Annotated in this window: 16 protein-coding genes; all 16 read right to left on the reverse strand. The window is 51.7% G+C overall.

What is annotated here, in order from left to right:
• Window positions 1-19 precede the first annotated feature (19 nt).
• The 16 genes from ftsA to ilvN all read right to left on the reverse strand — a co-directional run bounded on the left by ftsA (window position 20) and on the right by ilvN (window position 18121).
• A complete protein-coding gene (gene ftsA, locus ACMV8I_RS11535; protein WP_498865364.1) occupies window positions 20-1276 on the reverse strand; it encodes a cell division protein FtsA in 1257 nt (418 codons plus the stop codon).
• Window positions 1273-2109, reverse strand: a complete 837-nt coding sequence (ftsQ, locus tag ACMV8I_RS11540) for a cell division protein FtsQ (RefSeq protein WP_498865365.1) — start codon at window positions 2107-2109, stop codon at window positions 1273-1275. The genes ftsA and ftsQ overlap by 4 nt, the downstream gene beginning before the upstream one ends.
• 1 nt (window position 2110) lies before the next feature.
• On the reverse strand, window positions 2111-3031 hold the full coding sequence (locus tag ACMV8I_RS11545) for a D-alanine--D-alanine ligase (RefSeq protein ID WP_498865366.1): 921 nt from the start codon (window positions 3029-3031) through the stop codon (window positions 2111-2113).
• Window positions 3024-4499, reverse strand: a complete 1476-nt coding sequence (gene murC / locus ACMV8I_RS11550) for a UDP-N-acetylmuramate--L-alanine ligase (protein WP_498865367.1) — start codon at window positions 4497-4499, stop codon at window positions 3024-3026. Before murC ends, ACMV8I_RS11545 begins: the two co-directional genes overlap by 8 nt.
• Before the next feature lie 78 nt (window positions 4500-4577).
• Window positions 4578-5645, reverse strand: coding sequence for an undecaprenyldiphospho-muramoylpentapeptide beta-N-acetylglucosaminyltransferase (gene murG, locus ACMV8I_RS11555; protein WP_498865368.1), 1068 nt, complete (start codon window positions 5643-5645; stop codon window positions 4578-4580).
• Window positions 5642-6844 carry a cell division protein FtsW gene (gene ftsW / locus ACMV8I_RS11560; protein ID WP_498865369.1) on the reverse strand — a complete coding sequence of 401 codons (1203 nt, stop codon included), beginning with the start codon at window positions 6842-6844 and terminating at the stop codon, window positions 5642-5644. The genes murG and ftsW overlap by 4 nt, the downstream gene beginning before the upstream one ends.
• Window positions 6844-8160 (reverse strand): UDP-N-acetylmuramoyl-L-alanine--D-glutamate ligase, encoded by a 1317-nt coding sequence (gene murD / locus ACMV8I_RS11565; protein WP_498865370.1) that lies wholly within the window; start codon window positions 8158-8160, stop codon window positions 6844-6846. Before murD ends, ftsW begins: the two co-directional genes overlap by 1 nt.
• 2 nt (window positions 8161-8162) lie before the next feature.
• On the reverse strand, window positions 8163-9245 hold the full coding sequence (gene mraY / locus ACMV8I_RS11570; RefSeq protein WP_498865371.1) for a phospho-N-acetylmuramoyl-pentapeptide-transferase: 1083 nt from the start codon (window positions 9243-9245) through the stop codon (window positions 8163-8165).
• Window positions 9239-10600, reverse strand: a complete 1362-nt coding sequence (gene murF, locus ACMV8I_RS11575; RefSeq protein WP_498865372.1) for a UDP-N-acetylmuramoyl-tripeptide--D-alanyl-D-alanine ligase — start codon at window positions 10598-10600, stop codon at window positions 9239-9241. Before murF ends, mraY begins: the two co-directional genes overlap by 7 nt.
• A complete protein-coding gene (murE, locus tag ACMV8I_RS11580; RefSeq protein WP_498865373.1) occupies window positions 10597-12084 on the reverse strand; it encodes a UDP-N-acetylmuramoyl-L-alanyl-D-glutamate--2,6-diaminopimelate ligase in 1488 nt (495 codons plus the stop codon). The genes murF and murE overlap by 4 nt, the downstream gene beginning before the upstream one ends.
• On the reverse strand, window positions 12071-13834 hold the full coding sequence (locus ACMV8I_RS11585; RefSeq protein ID WP_498865374.1) for a peptidoglycan glycosyltransferase FtsI: 1764 nt from the start codon (window positions 13832-13834) through the stop codon (window positions 12071-12073). The genes murE and ACMV8I_RS11585 overlap by 14 nt, the downstream gene beginning before the upstream one ends.
• 27 nt (window positions 13835-13861) lie before the next feature.
• The gene (ftsL, locus tag ACMV8I_RS11590) at window positions 13862-14182 is read right to left on the reverse strand and encodes a cell division protein FtsL (RefSeq protein WP_498865375.1); all 321 of its coding nucleotides are present in this window, start codon (window positions 14180-14182) and stop codon (window positions 13862-13864) included.
• Window positions 14179-15120 carry a 16S rRNA (cytosine(1402)-N(4))-methyltransferase RsmH gene (gene rsmH, locus ACMV8I_RS11595; RefSeq protein WP_498865376.1) on the reverse strand — a complete coding sequence of 314 codons (942 nt, stop codon included), beginning with the start codon at window positions 15118-15120 and terminating at the stop codon, window positions 14179-14181. Before rsmH ends, ftsL begins: the two co-directional genes overlap by 4 nt.
• A 2-nt stretch (window positions 15121-15122) precedes the next feature.
• Window positions 15123-15581, reverse strand: a complete 459-nt coding sequence (gene mraZ / locus ACMV8I_RS11600) for a division/cell wall cluster transcriptional repressor MraZ (RefSeq protein ID WP_498865377.1) — start codon at window positions 15579-15581, stop codon at window positions 15123-15125.
• Window positions 15582-16287: 706 nt separating this feature from the next.
• Entirely contained in the window at window positions 16288-17292 is a 1005-nt protein-coding gene (cra, locus tag ACMV8I_RS11605; protein ID WP_498865378.1) for a catabolite repressor/activator, read from the reverse strand.
• A 337-nt stretch (window positions 17293-17629) separates the two neighbouring features.
• Window positions 17630-18121: an acetolactate synthase small subunit gene (gene ilvN, locus ACMV8I_RS11610; protein WP_498865379.1), complete on the reverse strand. Its 492-nt coding sequence runs from the start codon at window positions 18119-18121 to the stop codon at window positions 17630-17632.
• Between the last annotated feature and the right edge of the window lies 1 nt (window position 18122).

Genomic DNA, 18122 nt, shown 5'->3' on the forward strand with positions numbered 1-18122 from the left:
GGATCCCGTTGTTAAAACATTAAAACTCTTTTCTCAACCAGCTGCTGATTCGTTTGAACCAGTTGCCCACTGAGGTGCGTTTTTCCACTTCTGCCTCACCGCTAAGGTGAGACTCTTTTCCATAGTGCAGTAGCCCTACAGCAGTTGAGTAGTAAGGTTCCTGCGCATAATCTGTCAGCCCGGTGATGTTCAGCGGTTGTCCTATACGCACCTGGGTATGGAATACCCGCTGCGCACAAGCTGCCAGACCATCAATTTGTGCTGCACCACCCGTCAATACTATTCCGGCGGCCAGATGATGTTTTACGCCTTGCTGACGTAACTGCTCCTGCAATTGCAAAATCTCATCATTAACTAAATTCAGCAGTTCGGTGTAGCGCGGCTCGATGACTTCAGCCAAAGTCTGACGTTGCAGACTGCGTGGAGGACGTCCTCCCACACTTGGCACTTCGACGTTTTCGTCTTTCCCAACCATTGAACCCAACGCACAACCGTGGCGTACTTTAATCGCTTCGGCATCTGTAGGTGGTGTGCCAAATGCATAGGCGATATCACTGGTCACAACGTTACCCGCATAAGGAATAACTTTAGTATGTCGCAGCGCTCCGCCGGTATAAACAGCGATATCCATGGTGCCGCCGCCAATATCGACGACACATACGCCTAATTCACGCTCGTCTTCAGTCAAAACCGCGTAACTGGCTGCCAGACCTGCGAAAATAAGCTGGTCGACTTTCAATCCGCAACGTTCAACGGCTTTAACAATGTTCTTCGCCATATCGTTGTGGCAGGTGATCAAATGGACCTTGGCCTGCATGCGCACGCCCGAGAGTCCGACAGGATTTTTGATCCCTTCCTGATAATCAATGGCATATTCCTGAGGAATGACGTGCAGTACACGGTGCTCATCACGAACACGAACCGATTTAGCGGTATGCACTACGTTCTCTACATCTTCCTGTGTTACTTCCTCTTCTGAAATAGGAACCATCCCTATTTCATTCTGACAACTGATATGTTTACCAGACAAAGCAAGGTAAACAGAGGAAATTTGGCAATCTGCCATCAATTCTGCCTGATCAATGGCGCGCTGTACGCATTTCACCACTGATTCAAGGTCATTCACGCCGCCTTTATCCATACCACGTGATGGGCAACTTCCCACGCCAATAATATTGACCATGCCATCGGGCAGAACTTCCCCTACCAATGCGGCGACCTTCGCCGTACCGATCTCCAGCCCAACTACCAGTTTTCTGTCCGTCGACTTGATCATTGTTGTTTAGCCTGTGCCTGATTCTGTTGCTGATTACTGTTTTGCTGATCGATAAACTCTGGTGTCCAGCCTACTGACGCACCGGTGTCGTAACGTAAATCGACATAACTGATGCGTGTTTTATCGGTTTCGGCCTGTTGCTGGAGTTTCGGATAAAGGTCGATAAAACGTTGCAAACGCCCCATTCGATCGTCTCTTCCCAGTTCCAGCCGGATATCGCTATCCAGAGTGACTTGCCAAGAGTGACGCGCACTCATTGTCACCGCTTTCAAAGTGAACTTAGCGACAGAAAGCGTCTGGCTCATCGTTTGAAAGCCTTGCAAAACATCCTGTTCGCTGCCTTCCGGACCATAAAGCAACGGCATTTTCTGTTTGACTACTCGCTCGGCAGGTATGCTGAATGATTTGCCGTCAGCATCGACCATGTGCAAATCATTCCAATGTGCGACTGGCACATACTCCACCAGATGGATCTTTAATTCGTTCGGCCATTGCTTCCGAACGCTGACCTGTTTTATCCAGGGTAAGCGCTCAATCTGCTGCTGAATGACGTTTACATCCTGGGTCATGAACGTACCCGGCGAACCTAAAGCCAGAATAGCCTGACGAATATCATCGTTCGTGGTGTAGTGACGTTCACCTGTCACCACCAGTTGGGACAATGGCAATCGGTTTGCATCCTGCATCCAGCCAATCACTGCCCACACGCTCCATAAAATAGTTCCCAGTACCATCAGCAGGAAAATGACACCCGCCAATTGGCTGCCGTTACTGCGCCGACCGGTGTTCTCCGCCGTTTCACGCTCTCGTGCATTCAGGGCCGCTTGAGACATATCAGTCAACCAGTTCCAATATCCGGGCCACCAGCTGTGGAAAACTTAACCCAAACTGTTTTGCCGCCATCGGTACCAGACTGTGGCTGGTCATACCAGGCGACGTATTCGCCTCAAGCAGATTGAAGCCGCCGTTACTGTCTTGCATCACATCAATGCGGCCCCAGCCGCTGCAATCCAGCGCACGATAAGCTTGTATTACCAGTTCTGAAAGCGCTTGTTCCTGCTCAGCACTTAAACCGCTTGGGCAGAAATATTGTGTTTCATCAGACAAATACTTTGCCTGGTAGTCATAAAAAGACCCAGTTGGCTGAATGCGAATTGAAGGTAATACCTGATCACCTACCACTGCCACGGCATACTCTGGGCCACTCAGCCACTGCTCAATCAAGACATTCTCGTCATGAAGAAAGCCTTCCAGCAGCGCAGGAACCAGCTCTTCTTGCACGGTGACTTTACTCATGCCGACGCTGGAGCCTTCGCGGCTTGGCTTAACAATCAGCGGCAGACCCAGAGCTAAGATTTTCTCAGCTAAAGCGCCCTGCCCTACTTCGCCAAGCTGTTTTTTATTCACTAAAACGAAAGGCGCAATCGGTAAACCCAACGCTTGCCACACCAGTTTGGTGCGGAATTTATCCATAGCCAGCGCAGAAGCCATCACGCCGCTGCCGGTATAAGGCAGGCCCAGATGTTCTAGCGTGCCTTGTAACGTGCCGTCTTCACCACCGCGACCGTGCAAAGCAATAAAGACTTTTTCGAAACCTTCTTCTTTCAGGCGGGTGACCGCGAAGGTTTTGGTATCAACAGCATGAGCGTCAATACCGGATTCTCTCAGGCCTGCGACGACGGCAGCACCAGAGTTCAATGACACATCGCGCTCTGCGGAAGTACCGCCAAATAAAACTGCGACTTTCTCAGACATGATGTTCTTCACCTTTTTTCACTGGCTGTAATTTCTGATCAGCCAATTTACGGGCCACTTTGCCGATGTTACCGGCACCCTGCACCATCACCAGATCGCCACCTTCCAGGATTTGTGCCAGACTTTCCGGCACGGCATCAATGTCTGAAACCAAAATCGGATCTAACTTACCGCGGGCACGAATGGTTCGGCAGAGCGAACGGCTATCAGCCCCTGGAATCGGCGCTTCACCCGCCGGATAAACATCTAACATGATCAGCACGTCTACCTGCGACAGCACGTTGGCAAAATCATCGTATAAATCGCGGGTACGAGTGTAACGGTGCGGTTGAAAAATCATCACCAGACGTTTGTCTGGCCAGCCTGCACGCGCCGCTTTAATAGTGGCATCAACTTCTGTCGGATGGTGACCGTAGTCATCCACCAGCATGGCGCTACCACTTTTGGCATTCACGTTCTCAAGCGAATATTCGCCGAGGAAATCAAACCGGCGCCCGGTGCCCTGGAAACCGGCCAGAGCGTTTAAAATTGCATCGTCTTCAATGCCTGCATCCGTCGCGACCGCAACAGCGGCTGCCGCATTCAGGGCGTTGTGGCGGCCCGGTGCGTTCAACGTGACGCTGATCAGCGGCTTGTCCTGACGGCGAATGGTGAAGTGCCCCTGTGCACCATCCTGACGGTAGCTTTCTATAAACACATCAGCGTCTTCACTAAAGCCATAGGTGGTAATATGGCGACCTACTCGCGGCAGCAGCTCGCGAATGACCGGGTCATCAATACACATCACCGCACGGCCATAAAAAGGCAGGTTGTGCAGGAAGTTGATGAAGGTCTGCTTCAGTATCTCGAAGTCACCCTGATACGTATCCATGTGGTCCGCTTCAATGTTGGTCACAATCGCCACCATCGGTTGCAGATGCAGGAAGGACGCATCGCTTTCATCTGCTTCAGCAATCAGAAACCGGCTTGAGCCCAGTCGTGCATGCGTACCCGCGGCTTTAACCAACCCACCATTAACAAAAGTAGGATCCAGGCCGGCTTCTGCATAAATACTGGTGACCATGGCAGTAGTCGTGGTTTTACCGTGCGTTCCGGCTACAGCAATACCGTGGCGAAAGCGCATGAGTTCAGCCAGCATCTCAGCACGACGGATAACCGGAATACGCGCTTCGCGCGCCGCAACGATCTCCGGGTTATCGGCGGAAATAGCCGTCGACACTACCACCACACTGGCATCCAGCACATTCTCAGGGCGGTGATTAAAATAAATCTGTGCGCCCAGCGCGGTCAGCTGCTGCGTTACTGCATTCGGAGCAAGGTCTGAGCCGCTAATCTGATAGCCTTCATTTGCCAACACTTCGGCGATACCACCCATGCCGGCACCACCGATGCCAACAAAGTGAATGTGCCGGACGCGATGCATCTCGGGCACGAAGGTACGCAGTTTCGCCAATTGTTGTGTATTCACGTTTTTATTCACTATTTTCAGTTACTGATTAATCCGATGCTTACGGCTCGGAGCGCGATTATGACGCTCCGTTCATATTCATTTTTTACTGGCTGCAACCACTTCAGCAGCCACTCGCTCAGTGGCGTCGGGAATGGCCACCGCACGTGCGGCAAGCGCCATCTCCAGCAGATGAGTCCTGTCCCAGCCCGCCATCACATCAGCAACGGCCGCGGCACTGAAATTCACCTGTTCAATAATTTTTGCAGCACCGGCTTTTTCCAGTGGCAACGCATTCCAATATTGCTGCCGGTCTTTATGCTGAAAAGGCACAAAGATCGCGGGTAATCCCGCAGCGGCGATCTCACTGACTGTCAATGCCCCGGAGCGGCAAACCACTACATCGGCCCACGCATAGGCTTGCGCCATATCTTCAATAAATTCGGTGACTTTATGCTGAGTTTGACCCGCTTTCTGATAAGCCTGATTCACTGACTCCAGCGCACCTTTACCTACCTGATGCCACAGAGTGATCTTGTCGCCCATTAGAGATGCCAGTTCCGGCATAGTTTGGTTTAAGATCCTGGCACCTTGGCTGCCCCCAATCACCAGAACACGAATAGCACCCTGGCGATCGGCAAAACGTAAGTCAGGCTCTGGCAAGGCCAAAACATCAGTACGTACCGGATTTCCCACCACTGCCGCATTCGGAAATGCGCCGGGGAAAGCCTGTAAAACGGTTTTGGCAATACGCGACAGCCAGCGATTAGTTAGCCCTGCGATACCATTCTGTTCATGCAACACCACCGGGATTCCACATGACCATGCTGCAAGCCCGCCCGGGCCAGAAACATACCCTCCCATACCCAGCACTACATCGGGCTGGAAACGGCGCATAATCACTTTCGCCTGGCGCCACGCATGATATATGCGAAGAGGAGCGGTGAGTTGCGCTTTCAGACCTTTCCCACGCAAACCGGAGATCTGAATAAAATCAATCTCAATGCCATTTTTAGGAACCAGATCCGCTTCCATTCTGTCGGCAGTACCTAACCAGCGCACTTCCCAGCCTTGCGCCATAAGATGATGAGCAACAGCCAGACCGGGGAAAACATGCCCGCCGGTGCCGCCAGCCATCACCATTAAACGCTTGGTATTGCCGCTCATCGGGCACTCCTTACAAACGCTTGGGCTTTCGCCAGACGCGTTTCGAAATCAACTCGCAGCAACAGCACGATGGCTGTTGACATAATAATCAGGCTTGAACCACCGTAACTGATCAGCGGCAGCGTCAGGCCTTTGGTCGGTAACATGCCGGCGGCAGCACCGACGTTTACCAGTGCCTGGAAGCTAAACCACACACCAATTGAGCAGGCCAAAAAGCCGGAAAAGCGCTGATCAATCTCCAGCGCACGTCGGCCAATGGACATAGCACGAAAAGCGACGAAGAATACCATTAATAGCGCTAAGACCACACCGAAATACCCCAACTCTTCACCTAAAATAGAGAAGATAAAGTCAGTGTGTGCTTCGGGCAAATACTCGAGCTTTTGCACCGAGTTACCTAAGCCTTGGCCCCAGAACTCACCGCGGCCAAACGCCATCAGCGACTGGGTTAATTGGTAGCCACTGCCGAAGGGATCCGCCCACGGATTCCAGAACGATGTAACCCTGCGCATACGGTAGGGCTCTGCCACGATAAGCAGGGCAACCGCGAAACCACCGGAGCCGATAATCGCCAAAAACTGCCACATTTTCGCACCGGCTAAAAACAGCATGGCGAGTGTCGTGATAAACAGAACGACAACCGTACCTAGGTCAGGCTGAGCCAGCAACAACACCGCCAAAATGACCATCACACCCATCGGCTTACAGAAGCCCCAGAAATTGCTGCGAACTTCTTCGACCTTACGGACCAGATAACTGGCCAAATAACAAAACAGCGACAACTTAGAAAACTCAGCAGGCTGAATACGCAGCGGGCCGAAGGCGATCCAACGAGATGCACCGTTTACTGAGCTACCGACTACCAGCACCACCAGCAGCATCACAATGGAGAGCAGCAGCAGCACGTTGCTGTAACGTTGCCAAATGCTCATTGGGACGCGTAACGTTATCAGTGACAAACCAAATGCCAGTCCGAGGTAAATCGCATCACGCTTGGCGAACAGGAAAGGATCATCAGCCAGACGTTGCCCAATCGGCATTGATGCCGAGGTGACCATGACAAAACCGACGATGGCCAGCCCAAATGTCAGCCAGAGCAATGTACGGTCGTACAGCACCAGCGTAGGAGCATCGTTATCTTTTATGCCCATCGCCCAATCGTTAAATTTGCCTATCAGGCCGAACCCGGGAATACGCATCAGCCAAGTTCCTTAGCCAGAGCGCTAAACACATCACCACGCTGCTCAAAATTGCGGAACTGGTCAAGGCTGGCGCAGGCCGGAGACAACAACACCAGATCGCCAGCAGAGACGTGTACGCTGATATCACGCATGGCTTGCTCCATCGTTTCAAAGGTAGATGAAACTTCAGGCCGCAGTTCAGCCAACTCACCGCCGTCATGGCCAAAACAGTAAATCCGAATATTGTCGCCTTGCAGATAACGCGCCAGTGGAGAGAAATCGGCAGATTTCCCATCCCCGCCCAGCAGCAAATGTAGCGTTCCCTCAACGTGAATCCCATTGAGCGCCGCTTCTGTGCTGCCGACGTTGGTGGCTTTGGAATCGTTAATCCAGCGCACGCCGTTATGCTGCCATGCAATCTGATAGCGGTGGGCTAAACCGTTAAAATGAGTGAGCGCTTGCAAACTTGAAGACTGAGGAATACCTACGGCATCGGCTAGTGCCAGCGCGGCCAGCGCGTTGGTATAATTGTGGCGGCCGGTTAGCTGCATCTCTTTAGTATTCAAAACTTTCTCGCCGTGCACGCGCAACCAGATATCATTTTGCTGGCGGGTCAGGTGGTAATCCCCCACGTCTACGCCGAAGCTGACGCAGCGCTTATCTGCACCTCGCACTGGCATAGTCAAAGCATCGTCTGCGTTGACTACACACAATTTGGCATTCTCATAGACTTTTAATTTGGCAGCGCGGTACTGCTGCAATCCAAACGGATAACGATCCATATGATCTTCAGTCACATTCAGAATAGTGGCAGCAGCGGCGCGAAGACTGTGTGTTGTTTCGAGCTGGAAGCTGGACAGCTCCAGTACATACAACTCGTATTCTTGATCAAGCATGCTGAGAACCGGCAAGCCGATATTTCCACCGACACCAACCTTCCAGCCTGCGGCTTTTGCCATTTCGCCCACCAGCATGGTGACGGTGCTCTTACCGTTTGAGCCAGTGATCGCTACAATAGGTGTCTGCACTTCGCGGCAAAACAGTTCGATGTCGCCCAGCACTTCTACACCGGCTTCAACCGCCGCGTTCAGCGTCGGTGTCGCCAGCGCCATCCCCGGACTGGCAACGATCAGATCAGCGTCCAGCAGCCAGTCTTCGTTCAGCGAACCTAGATGGCGCTCAATGTTGTCTGCCAGTTTGTCCAGACCCGGCGGGCTGACGCGGGTATCAATAACGCGCGGTATTACACCGCGCGCCACAAAGAAATCAATACAGGACAGCCCGGTAAGGCCTAACCCGATAATGACCACTTTTTTACCCAGATAGTCAGCCATAATTACCGTACCTTCAGCGTCGCCAGGCCAATCAGCACCAGCATCAGCGAAATGATCCAGAAACGCACGATGACGCGCGGTTCCGGCCAGCCTTTAAGTTCGTAATGGTGGTGAATAGGCGCCATACGGAAAATGCGCTGACCACGTAACTTAAAGGACCCAACCTGCAAGATGACCGAGAGCGTTTCAACCACGAATACACCGCCCATGATCACCAACAAGAATTCCTGCCGCAGTAACACAGCAATGGTGCCGAGTGCGCCACCCAATGCCAGCGAACCGACATCCCCCATAAAAACCTGAGCCGGATAGGTATTGAACCAAAGGAAGCCCAGCCCTGCCCCCACTATCGCTGTACAGACAATCACCAGTTCACCGGCGTGACGCAGGTAAGGAATATGTAGATAGCTAGCGAAGTTCATATTACCGGTAGCCCAGGCCACCAGGGCAAAACCGCCCGCCACGAAGACAGTAGGCATAATAGCCAGCCCATCCAGACCATCGGTCAGGTTGACGGCATTACTGGTGCCCACAATCACGAAATAGCTCAGCAAGATATAAAGCAAACCCAACTGCGGCATAATGTCCTTGAAAAACGGCACCACCAGCTCAGTGGCGGGGGTATCTTTCCCAATGGCGTACATAACGAAAGCTGCCGCCAGCGCAATCACCGACTGCCAGAAATATTTCCAGCGGGCAATCAGACCTTTAGTGTCTTTACGTACCACTTTGCGGTAATCATCCACAAAGCCGACGATGCCATATCCAATCAGGACAAACAGAACGCACCATACATAAGGGTTCCATGGATATGCCCACATCAGCACCGAAATGGTGATGGAGGTAAGGATCATCAAACCGCCCATGGTTGGCGTTCCGCGTTTGCTGAAATGCGATTCAGGACCATCGGTACGCACAACCTGACCAAACGACATTTTCTGCAGACGCGCAATCATGCGCGGCCCCATCCACAAAGAGATGAACAGAGCAGTCAGCAGGCTGACGATGGCGCGAAACGTCAAATAGGAAAAGACGTTGAAGCCGGAATAATATTTGACCAAATGTTCTGCCAGCCAAACTAACATGTTGCATTCTCCTGTAACGCCCGTACTACCTGCTCCATGGCGGCACTACGTGAACCTTTAATTAAAATGGTAATGACAGCATGTTCTGACAGTAAGCGCGTTAAGCGGGCTGTCAGGGCTGCCTTATCTTGAAGATGTTCCCCACAGCCACTCACGCCACTAATGAGGCGACTTGCATGGCCAATACTGAAGACTTTGTCGATCCCTGCTTCGCGAATAGCCTCACCCACTTGCCGGTGGCAGTTTTCAGTTTCAGCTCCCAGTTCAGCCATGTCGCCCACCGCCATCACACGATAGCCCGGCATCTCGGCAAGGGTTTGCGCGGCGGCGGTCATTGAACCCACGTTAGCGTTATAGCTGTCATCAAGCAGGGTTTTACCTTCACTTAATAAGACAGGGAACAACCGCCCCGGCACTGCTTGCAGTGAAGCTAAACCGTCGCGTACAGCGACCAGACTGGCACCCACAGATAACGCCAGTGCAGCGGCGGCAAGCGCATTAGCAATGTTGTGACGCCCCGGTAATGGCAGAGAAACATCCACAGAACCTTGCGGTGATTGCAGAGTAAATACAGTATTTAGCGGGCTAAGACGAATATCTGTTGCGTAGAAATCAACGCCATCAGCCGCGTCCGGCGAGAAACGCCAGACGGTTTTATTGTTCAGGTGAGTCTGCCAGTGAGGCCAGTCATTGCTGTCAGCATTGAGAATAGCAACGCCTTCGGCTGGCAAGCCTTCGAAAATTTCACCCTTGGCCTGTGCAACACCCGCAAGAGAGCCAAAACCTTCGAGGTGGGCAGCGGAAAGGTTATTGACCAGCGCGGTTTCCGGCCTTGTCAGATCGGTGGTGTAGGCGATTTCGCCCAGATGATTGGCGCCCATTTCGATCACAGCAAAGTCATGCCCGGCAGTCAGTCGCAACAGCGTTAACGGCACGCCGATGTCATTATTGAAATTACCCGCGGTATACAGCACGTTGCCACACTGCCGCAAAATAGCCGCAGTCATCTCTTTTACTGAAGTTTTGCCGGATGAACCGGTAAGACCGACAATGCGGGCAGGAACTTGCTGGCGAACCCAAGCGCCGAGTTGACCTAATGCGATACGGGTATCAGCGACCACTAACTGTGGAACCTCCACCCGTAAGCGCTTACTTACCAGCAATGCTCCTGCTCCAGCAGTAATGGCATCAGAGGCGAAGTCATGGGCGTCAAACTTCTCACCTTTGAGGGCAACGAACAGGCAGCCTGCTTCGACCTTGCGGGTATCCGTCACAACAACATCAATCTGCGTATCACAACCGATTAACTCAGCATTAAGTTCGCTGGCAAGTGTCTGTAGAGAAACGAGGATCATGCTATTACCCCCAGCAAGCGGGCGGCGGTAACGCGGTCTGAGTAGTCAAGACGCTGGTTACCCACCAGTTGATAATCTTCATGCCCTTTACCGGCGATCAAAACGACGTCGTCTTCAGCAGCCTGCATAATGGCGTTGGTCACGGCTTCAGCACGACCATGTATTTCCAGCGCACGGCCAGCATCAAGCAAGCCAGAGAGGATGTCGGCCACAATGGCGCGCGGCTCTTCACTACGCGGGTTGTCATCGGTGACGATAACCCGGTCAGCGAACTGCTCAGCGATACCGCCCATAAGTGGGCGCTTACCTTTGTCGCGATCGCCGCCGCAACCAAAGACGCACCACAACTGCCCTTTGCAATGCAAGCGGGCAGCGGCCAGCGCTTTTTCCAAAGCGTCCGGTGTGTGTGCGTAATCGACGACCACGGTAGGTTTACCTGATGCGTTGAACACTTCCATACGCCCGCAAACGGGTTGTAATTGGGAAGCAGTTGACAGCAGTTGCGCTAATGGATAATCCAGTGACAGCAATGTCGCCAGTGCTACCAGCAGATTACTCACGTTGAATGCGCCCATAAGACGGCTTTCAAGCTTACCTTCGCCCCAGTTGGACTCGATGACCACGCTGGCGCCGCTATCGTGATAATCCACACTGCGCGCTTTCAACCAGCGCCCTTTCCAGCCGGTTGGTATTTTATCTTCCATGCTGACCGCGACCGCATCAGGCAATGTTGCTAGCCAGCGCAGCCCTACTTCGTCATCAGCATTAATAATTTTTTGCCCCACCTGATGCGTGGCAAAAAGCTGCCATTTGGCCGCTTCGTAATTTTGCATATCACCGTGGTAGTCGAGGTGATCGCGGCTCAGGTTGGTAAATGCCGCTGCGGCGAATGGCAATGCCGCAACGCGGTGCTGAACCAGCCCATGGGACGAGACTTCCATCGCGGCAAAGGTTGCGCCCTGTTGTACCAGGTCAGCTAACACGTGCTGAATTTGTACCGCAGAACCAGTGGTATTTTCGGCAGGGATAACCTGGTCAAGTAAACCATTTCCCACCGTCCCCATCACCGCACCGGTTTCCCCCAGCAATTGCGCCCATTGCGCCAGAAGCTGAGTGGTGGTGGTTTTTCCGTTGGTCCCGGTCACGCCAACCAGGCGTAATACTTTGCCTGCCTCAGCGTAGAAACGTCCTGCCAGTTCCGACAGCAACACGTTAAGATTATCGAGATAGATAACCGGCACACCGTGTACCTGGCATACCGCCCCATGTTCTTTTTCACCCTTAGCTTCGGCCACCACAGCAGCCACGCCTTGTGCAATGGCTTGTGGAATAAAACGACGTCCGTCGCTTGTATGGCCTGAAATCGCGACGAAAAGATCTCCGGCAGCCGCAACACGGCTGTCTAAAATCAACTCTCTCAGCGCTACATCCGGGGTATCACTCACCCAGGGCGCCAATAGGTCGCGCAAATTACGATCTGCCACCTGAAGCCTCTTTTTGATTGTTAACTATTGAGTCATTTTCACCGGCGGTCAGTGCATCAGGTTCGATGTTCATCGTGCGCAGCACGCCGCCCATGATGGCACCGAAGACTGGTGCTGAAATAGCACCACCGTAATATTTACCGCCCTGGGGATCGTTGATGACCACCACAAGCGCAAAGCGTGGATTGCTGGCTGGGGCTACGCCAGCGGTGTAAGCGATGTAACGATTAACATATTTACCGTCAGGACCGACTTTCTTCGCCGTACCGGTTTTAATCGCAATACGGTAGCCCTTAATGGCGGCTTTGACCCCACCGCCTCCAGGTAAGGCTACGCTCTCCATCATGTGAACCACGGTGCGTACCAGCGGTTCCGGGAAGATGCGTTCACCGGAAACAGGAGGATCAACCTTGGTGATCGACAATGGGCGATAAATCCCCATACTGCCGATCGTTGCATAGACACGCGCTAACTGAAGAGGAGTCACCATTAGCCCGTAGCCGAAAGAGAAGGTGGCCCTCTCTATGTCAGACCACCGTTGTTTTTTAGGGTATAAGCCACTGCTTTCTCCAACCAGCCCCAAATTGGTCGGTTTTCCCAATCCGAATCGCGAGTAAGTATCTACCAGCTCTGCGGACGGCATCGCTAACGCCATTTTTGATACACCGACGTTACTCGACTTCTGTAAGACACCCGTCACTGAAAGCTCCGAGTATCGGGCCACATCTTTGATTTCGTGACCATTAATGTAGTACGGCAAAGTGTTGAGTACGCTACCCTCTTTCACCACTCCGTTTTTAAGCGCAGTCATGACCACCATAGGTTTGACGGTGGAACCTGGCTCGAAAATGTCTGTAATAGCGCGGTTACGCATGGCTTCTTTAGGCGTATCAGGCAAATTGTTCGGGTTGTAAGAAGGGCTGTTTGCCATAGCCAGCACTTCGCCGGTCTGTACATCCACCAGCACTGCGGTACCTGATTCAGCTTTATTGAACGCCACAGCATTGCTCAATTCGCGATAGACCAGCGCTTGTAAACGTTCGTCGATACTGAGTGCAAGATTGTGCGCAGCCTGGCTATCAACTGAAGATATATCTTCGATAACGCGACCAAAACGGTCTTTACGGATGGTACGTTCACCCGGTTTTCCAGTTAGCCAGCGGTCAAAACTCTTCTCTACTCCTTCAATACCCTGACTGTCGATGTTGGTCACGCCGATAACATGCGCAGTCACCTGCCCGGCAGGATAATAACGGCGGGACTCCTGGCGCAACGATATGCCGGGAAGTTTCAGCTTATGGATATATTCACCGATCGATGGATTGACCTGACGCGCCAAATAAACAAAGCGTCCTTTCGGGTTGGCATTAATTCGGGCAGAAAGCTGATCGAGAGGAATATTTAACGCATCGGATAAGGCTTTCCAGCGGGTATCGACTGTGATACCTCCGCGATCGTGGATCTCTTTCGGATCGGCCCAGATAGCATTTACCGGCACGCTCACCGCCAAAGGCCTTCCGGCACGGTCAGTGATCATACCGCGTGATGTTTCAATGGTTTGCACCCGCAGTGACCGCAGATCGCCCTCTTTGACCAGACGATCCGGGTTGATAACTTGCAGATAAGCCACTCGCAGCATCAACCCTACCAGAGCGAGAAGAATACAACCGCACAGCAACGCAAAACGCCAGCTGATAAAGCTGGCTTGATCTTCAGGACGTTTTAACTTCGTTTTGCGCGCTGCTTTCATCGGTTGCTTATCTTCTCCATGAGCATTTTAGGGTTGAACCACAATATTTTCTTTCGATGGATCAACATGTTGCATCTGCAATTTCTCCGTTGCGATGCGTTCTACGCGGCTGTGGTCGCCGAGAGCATTCTCTTCAAGGATAAGGTTGCGCCACTCAATATCCAGCGCATCTCTTTCCAGCACTAACTGTTCTCTTTGCGCCGTCAGCAAACGGGTTCGGTGAGAAGTGGTGACGACTAAAATGGCGCTCACCAGAACCGCAATCAGCAAAATCATCGGGATTTTGCCATTACGTAAAATGTCACTGGCGATAACACCAACCAATCCATGCCGCTCATTACCAATCACGATGCCGTTCTCTCGGCAAACCGTAAGACTGAGCTACGTGCACGCGGGTTTTCAGAGACTTCGGCATCAGAAGGCTTCATTTTCCCGACAGGCCTAAGGGAACGACCGCCTAGTTCAGCAATCTGCGCCTCAGTCATCGGTATGCCTGCGGGCACTTGTGCGCCACGGCTATGCTGACGAATAAAGCGTTTAACGATGCGGTCTTCCAGCGAGTGGAAGCTGATCACCGAAAGACGTCCGTCAGTCGCCAGAATCTCAAGTGCGCCATCCAGCGCGCGTTCGATCTCTTCCAGCTCACTGTTGATGTAAATGCGGATCGCCTGAAAACTGCGGGTCGCCGGGTGCTTATGTTTTTCGCGAAACGGCGATGCATTGACGATCAGATCCGCCAGCTCTTTGGTGCGGGTCATCGGTTGCTCGCGATTGCGCTCAACGATGGCGCGTGCAATACGCTTGGCAAACCGTTCTTCACCAAAAGTTTTTAACACCCAGGCAATATCTTCTTCTTCCGCTTTCATCAGCCATTCGGCGGCGGAGTAACCGCGCGTGGGGTCCATGCGCATATCCAGCGGCCCGTCACGCATAAACGAAAAGCCGCGTTCGGCATCGTCTAACTGCGGCGAGGAGACACCAAGATCCAACAATACGCCGTCAATCTTGCCTTCAAGGCCGCGATCTTTAACGTATTGCGCCAAATCAGAGAATGGACCATGAATAATGGAAAAGCGTGAATCATCTATTGCTTCGGCGGCTTTAATGGCCTGAGGATCGCGATCGACAGCAAGCAGACGTCCGTCCGGCCCAAGTTGGGACAGAATCAGACGCGAATGGCCGCCACGGCCAAAAGTTCCATCAATGTAAATTCCATCCTGATGAATGTTCAGCCCATTCACGGCCTCATCCAGCAATACGGATGTGTGCTTATAATTTTCAACCATGCTTATAGTGACAAGTCCTGTAATCGTGCAGAAAGCGGTTCCTGAGACGACTGTTCAGCGTCAATGTCTTCCTTAACTTGTTGATACCAGGTCTGTTCATCCCACAGTTCAAACTTATTGAACTGCCCAACCAGCATCACTTCTTTGGCAAGCCCGGCGTGTTGACGCAATGTCGTTGCGATTAGCAGTCGCCCAGCGTTATCCATCTGACATTCACTCGCATGCCCCAAAAGTAGGCGCTGAATACGGCGCTCAACGGGGTTCATACTCGACAGACGGGACAATTTTTGTTCGATAACTTCCCATTCAGGAAGGGTGTAAAGAAGGAGGCACGGGTGATGGAGGTCTATGGTGCAAACCATTTGACCTTGCGATTCTTCGCTCAGTAAATCCCGATATCGGGTGGGCACTGCAAGTCGCCCTTTACTGTCGAGGTTAACCATCGTCGCGCCACGAAACATGACCGATCTACCCCTCTATGACCATGATCACCACTTTCCTCCACAAATTCCCACTTGAAAGAGTTTACGGATGGTTTTAAAACCTTGTCAAGCCAGAGCGGAGGTGGTTTGGCAATATTTACCAAGCATCCGGAAGATGCATTGCAATGAGGTAGGAGTTTTTAGTCGCGGAATAGAAAATAACATCATGATTAGTTGAGGAAATTTCGTAGAAAAAATAATGATGATTAAAAAAAAGTCAAATTGAACATTATTTAGCTATTTATATTCTTCTGCCATCGATATCTGATTTCTTAACCTATTTCTCGTAGAAATGAAATTTTGGCTTCATTTTCGACGCTGACTGCTAAAACGACATGACTCTGGTTGCCAGGCCGCATGCTACAAGCCTTTAAACGGGTTTTAATATGACTAAATATGACAAAGAACGCTAATAAACCAGATTTAAATGCCAGCATGAATTCTACAGCACTTTTAAAGCCGGTATTAACGTATTTTTAAAATTGATTTATGAGTTTATATCAGAGAAATAAGACGGAAAAACATTTGCTAATAAATCAGGCATTAAGATATCTCCTAAAATACCCCCTGGAAAGTTATGGGCTATTTTTTGGACATCTTTTAGAAAATTAATAGAGGTTAACGTAAAAGTAAAGGGACGGACTCTCTTTAAGAAAGCCCGTCATATTCTTTTTCTTTATTGGCATCACCTACGGCTTAAACGCCCGCGGCGGAACAGATTACGGCGAATGCGGGTCAGGCCAGCTTTCGGTTTCTTCGGCTCATCAAGGCAGCCCAATACCAACTCCAGCACCCTCTCAGCCACATCGCGATGGCGCTGCGCGACCGCCAGCACCGGGCAATCGAGGAAATCGAGCAGTTCATTGTCACCGAAAGTGGCGATCACCAAATCAACCGGCAGACGTCCATGCTGTTTAAGCGTCACATCCATAACGCCCTGCAAGAGCTGGAATGAAGTAGTAAATAGCGCCTGCGGCATCGGATGGATTTTCAGCCACTCGGCAAATGCGATGCCTGCGGATTCGCGATCGTAGGCATTAGCATAAAGATACTGCGGTTCACGGGCATCCTCAGCCCATGCCTGACGGAATCCAGCCTCACGTAAGAAACTGACCGAAAGCTCGGGCAAAGCACCAAGATAGAGAACCGATTCAGCCGGGAACGAACGCAGCTCCTGTGCCAGCATCAGGGCATCTTCTTGATCGGCACCCACCACACTGATGAAATGCTCAGGATCGAGGGCGCGGTCCAGCGCAATGATCGGGAAAGTATCATCCTTCCAGCGCTGATAAAATGGGTGTTCCGGTGGCAATGAAGTTGAAATGATGATCGCATCGACCTGACGTTGCAGCAGATGTTCCACGCAACGCATTTCGTTATCAGGTTGATCTTCTGAGCAGGCAATCAGCAACTGATAACCACGCTGTCGGGCCTGACGTTCGAGGTAATTGGCAATTTTGGTGTAGCTGGTATTTTCAAGATCTGGGATCACCAAACCTATAGAGCGGGTTCTGCCGGCGCGTAAACCGGCTGCGACAGCATTCGGATGGTAGTTATGTTCCTTCACGACAGCCATCACTTTTTCAACTGTCTTATCGCTGACACGATACTGCTTCGCTTTGCCGTTAATCACATAACTGGCGGTGGTACGCGAAACGCCCGCTAACCTCGCGATTTCATCCAGTTTCACCCAGAAATCCCCTTTCATTGCTCATAAAATGGAATGCAGGCCAGCTTAGAATTGCCCGTCATTTGAACTAGCAAATGCGCTTCCTGCTCTATTAGAACCATTCCGGCAGCACGTAAGGCGTCCTGAATGATTAAATGACTAATCAAACTTCTGTTATCTAACCGCAGAAGACCTTGCTGAGCAAGGTGTTTTACCGAATCGTTTCACCTGGAAAGGGAAGTCTGAACAATAGCTGCTCAGCATTTGCGAAAAAACAAAAGCCCAACCTGAGGCTGGGCTTTTGCAAGTAATGCGTCACATCACGGGTGAAAACATTGTGAATAGGAAGGGCGCACTTTTAGCGCATCACTTTATCGCCACGCGAAACACCCACAACACCGGAACGTGCCACCTCAACGATTTCCGCCACATCACGAATCGATGCCAGAAATGCGTCAAGCTTATCGCTGGTACCCGCCAGTTGAACGGTGTAAAGCGTTGCGGTGACATCAACGATTTGCCCGCGGAAAATCTCGGTGGATCTTTTCACCTCTTCGCGGCCATAGCCAGAAGCCTGCACCTTCACCAGCATGATTTCTCGCTCAACGTGAGCGCCCTGAACCAGCTCGGTGACGCGAAGCACATCGACCAGCTTGTGCAGTTGCTTTTCGATCTGCTCAAGTACCTTGGCGTCACCCATGGTTTGAATGGTCATGCGTGACAGGGTTGGATCATCGGTCGGGGCCACGGTCAGGCTTTCAATGTTGTAACCGCGTTGCGAAAAGAGTCCAACGACACGCGACAGCGCGCCTGATTCGTTCTCCAGCAATACTGATAAAATCCGGCGCATG

It is taken from the genome of Ewingella sp. S1.OA.A_B6, assembly GCF_049889095.1.
Lineage (GTDB): Bacteria > Pseudomonadota > Gammaproteobacteria > Enterobacterales > Enterobacteriaceae > Ewingella.

Excerpts from the sequence above, each read along its gene's own strand:
- ftsQ (WP_498865365.1), bottom strand. The coding sequence starts at position 2,109 with ATGTCTCAAGCGGCCCTGAATGCACGAGAGCGTGAAACGGCGGAGAAC.
- mraZ (WP_498865377.1), bottom strand. The coding sequence starts at position 15,581 with ATGTTTCGTGGCGCGACGATGGTTAACCTCGACAGTAAAGGGCGACTT.
- murD (WP_498865370.1), bottom strand. The coding sequence starts at position 8,160 with ATGGCTGACTATCTGGGTAAAAAAGTGGTCATTATCGGGTTAGGCCTT.
- mraY (WP_498865371.1), bottom strand. The coding sequence starts at position 9,245 with ATGTTAGTTTGGCTGGCAGAACATTTGGTCAAATATTATTCCGGCTTC.
- rsmH (WP_498865376.1), bottom strand. The coding sequence starts at position 15,120 with ATGGTTGAAAATTATAAGCACACATCCGTATTGCTGGATGAGGCCGTG.
- ftsA (WP_498865364.1), bottom strand. The coding sequence starts at position 1,276 with ATGATCAAGTCGACGGACAGAAAACTGGTAGTTGGGCTGGAGATCGGT.
- murF (WP_498865372.1), bottom strand. The coding sequence starts at position 10,600 with ATGATCCTCGTTTCTCTACAGACACTTGCCAGCGAACTTAATGCTGAG.
- murG (WP_498865368.1), bottom strand. The coding sequence starts at position 5,645 with ATGAGCGGCAATACCAAGCGTTTAATGGTGATGGCTGGCGGCACCGGC.
- ilvN (WP_498865379.1), bottom strand. The coding sequence starts at position 18,121 with ATGCGCCGGATTTTATCAGTATTGCTGGAGAACGAATCAGGCGCGCTG.
- ACMV8I_RS11545 (WP_498865366.1), bottom strand. The coding sequence starts at position 3,031 with ATGTCTGAGAAAGTCGCAGTTTTATTTGGCGGTACTTCCGCAGAGCGC.
- ftsW (WP_498865369.1), bottom strand. The coding sequence starts at position 6,844 with ATGCGTATTCCCGGGTTCGGCCTGATAGGCAAATTTAACGATTGGGCG.
- ACMV8I_RS11585 (WP_498865374.1), bottom strand. The coding sequence starts at position 13,834 with ATGAAAGCAGCGCGCAAAACGAAGTTAAAACGTCCTGAAGATCAAGCC.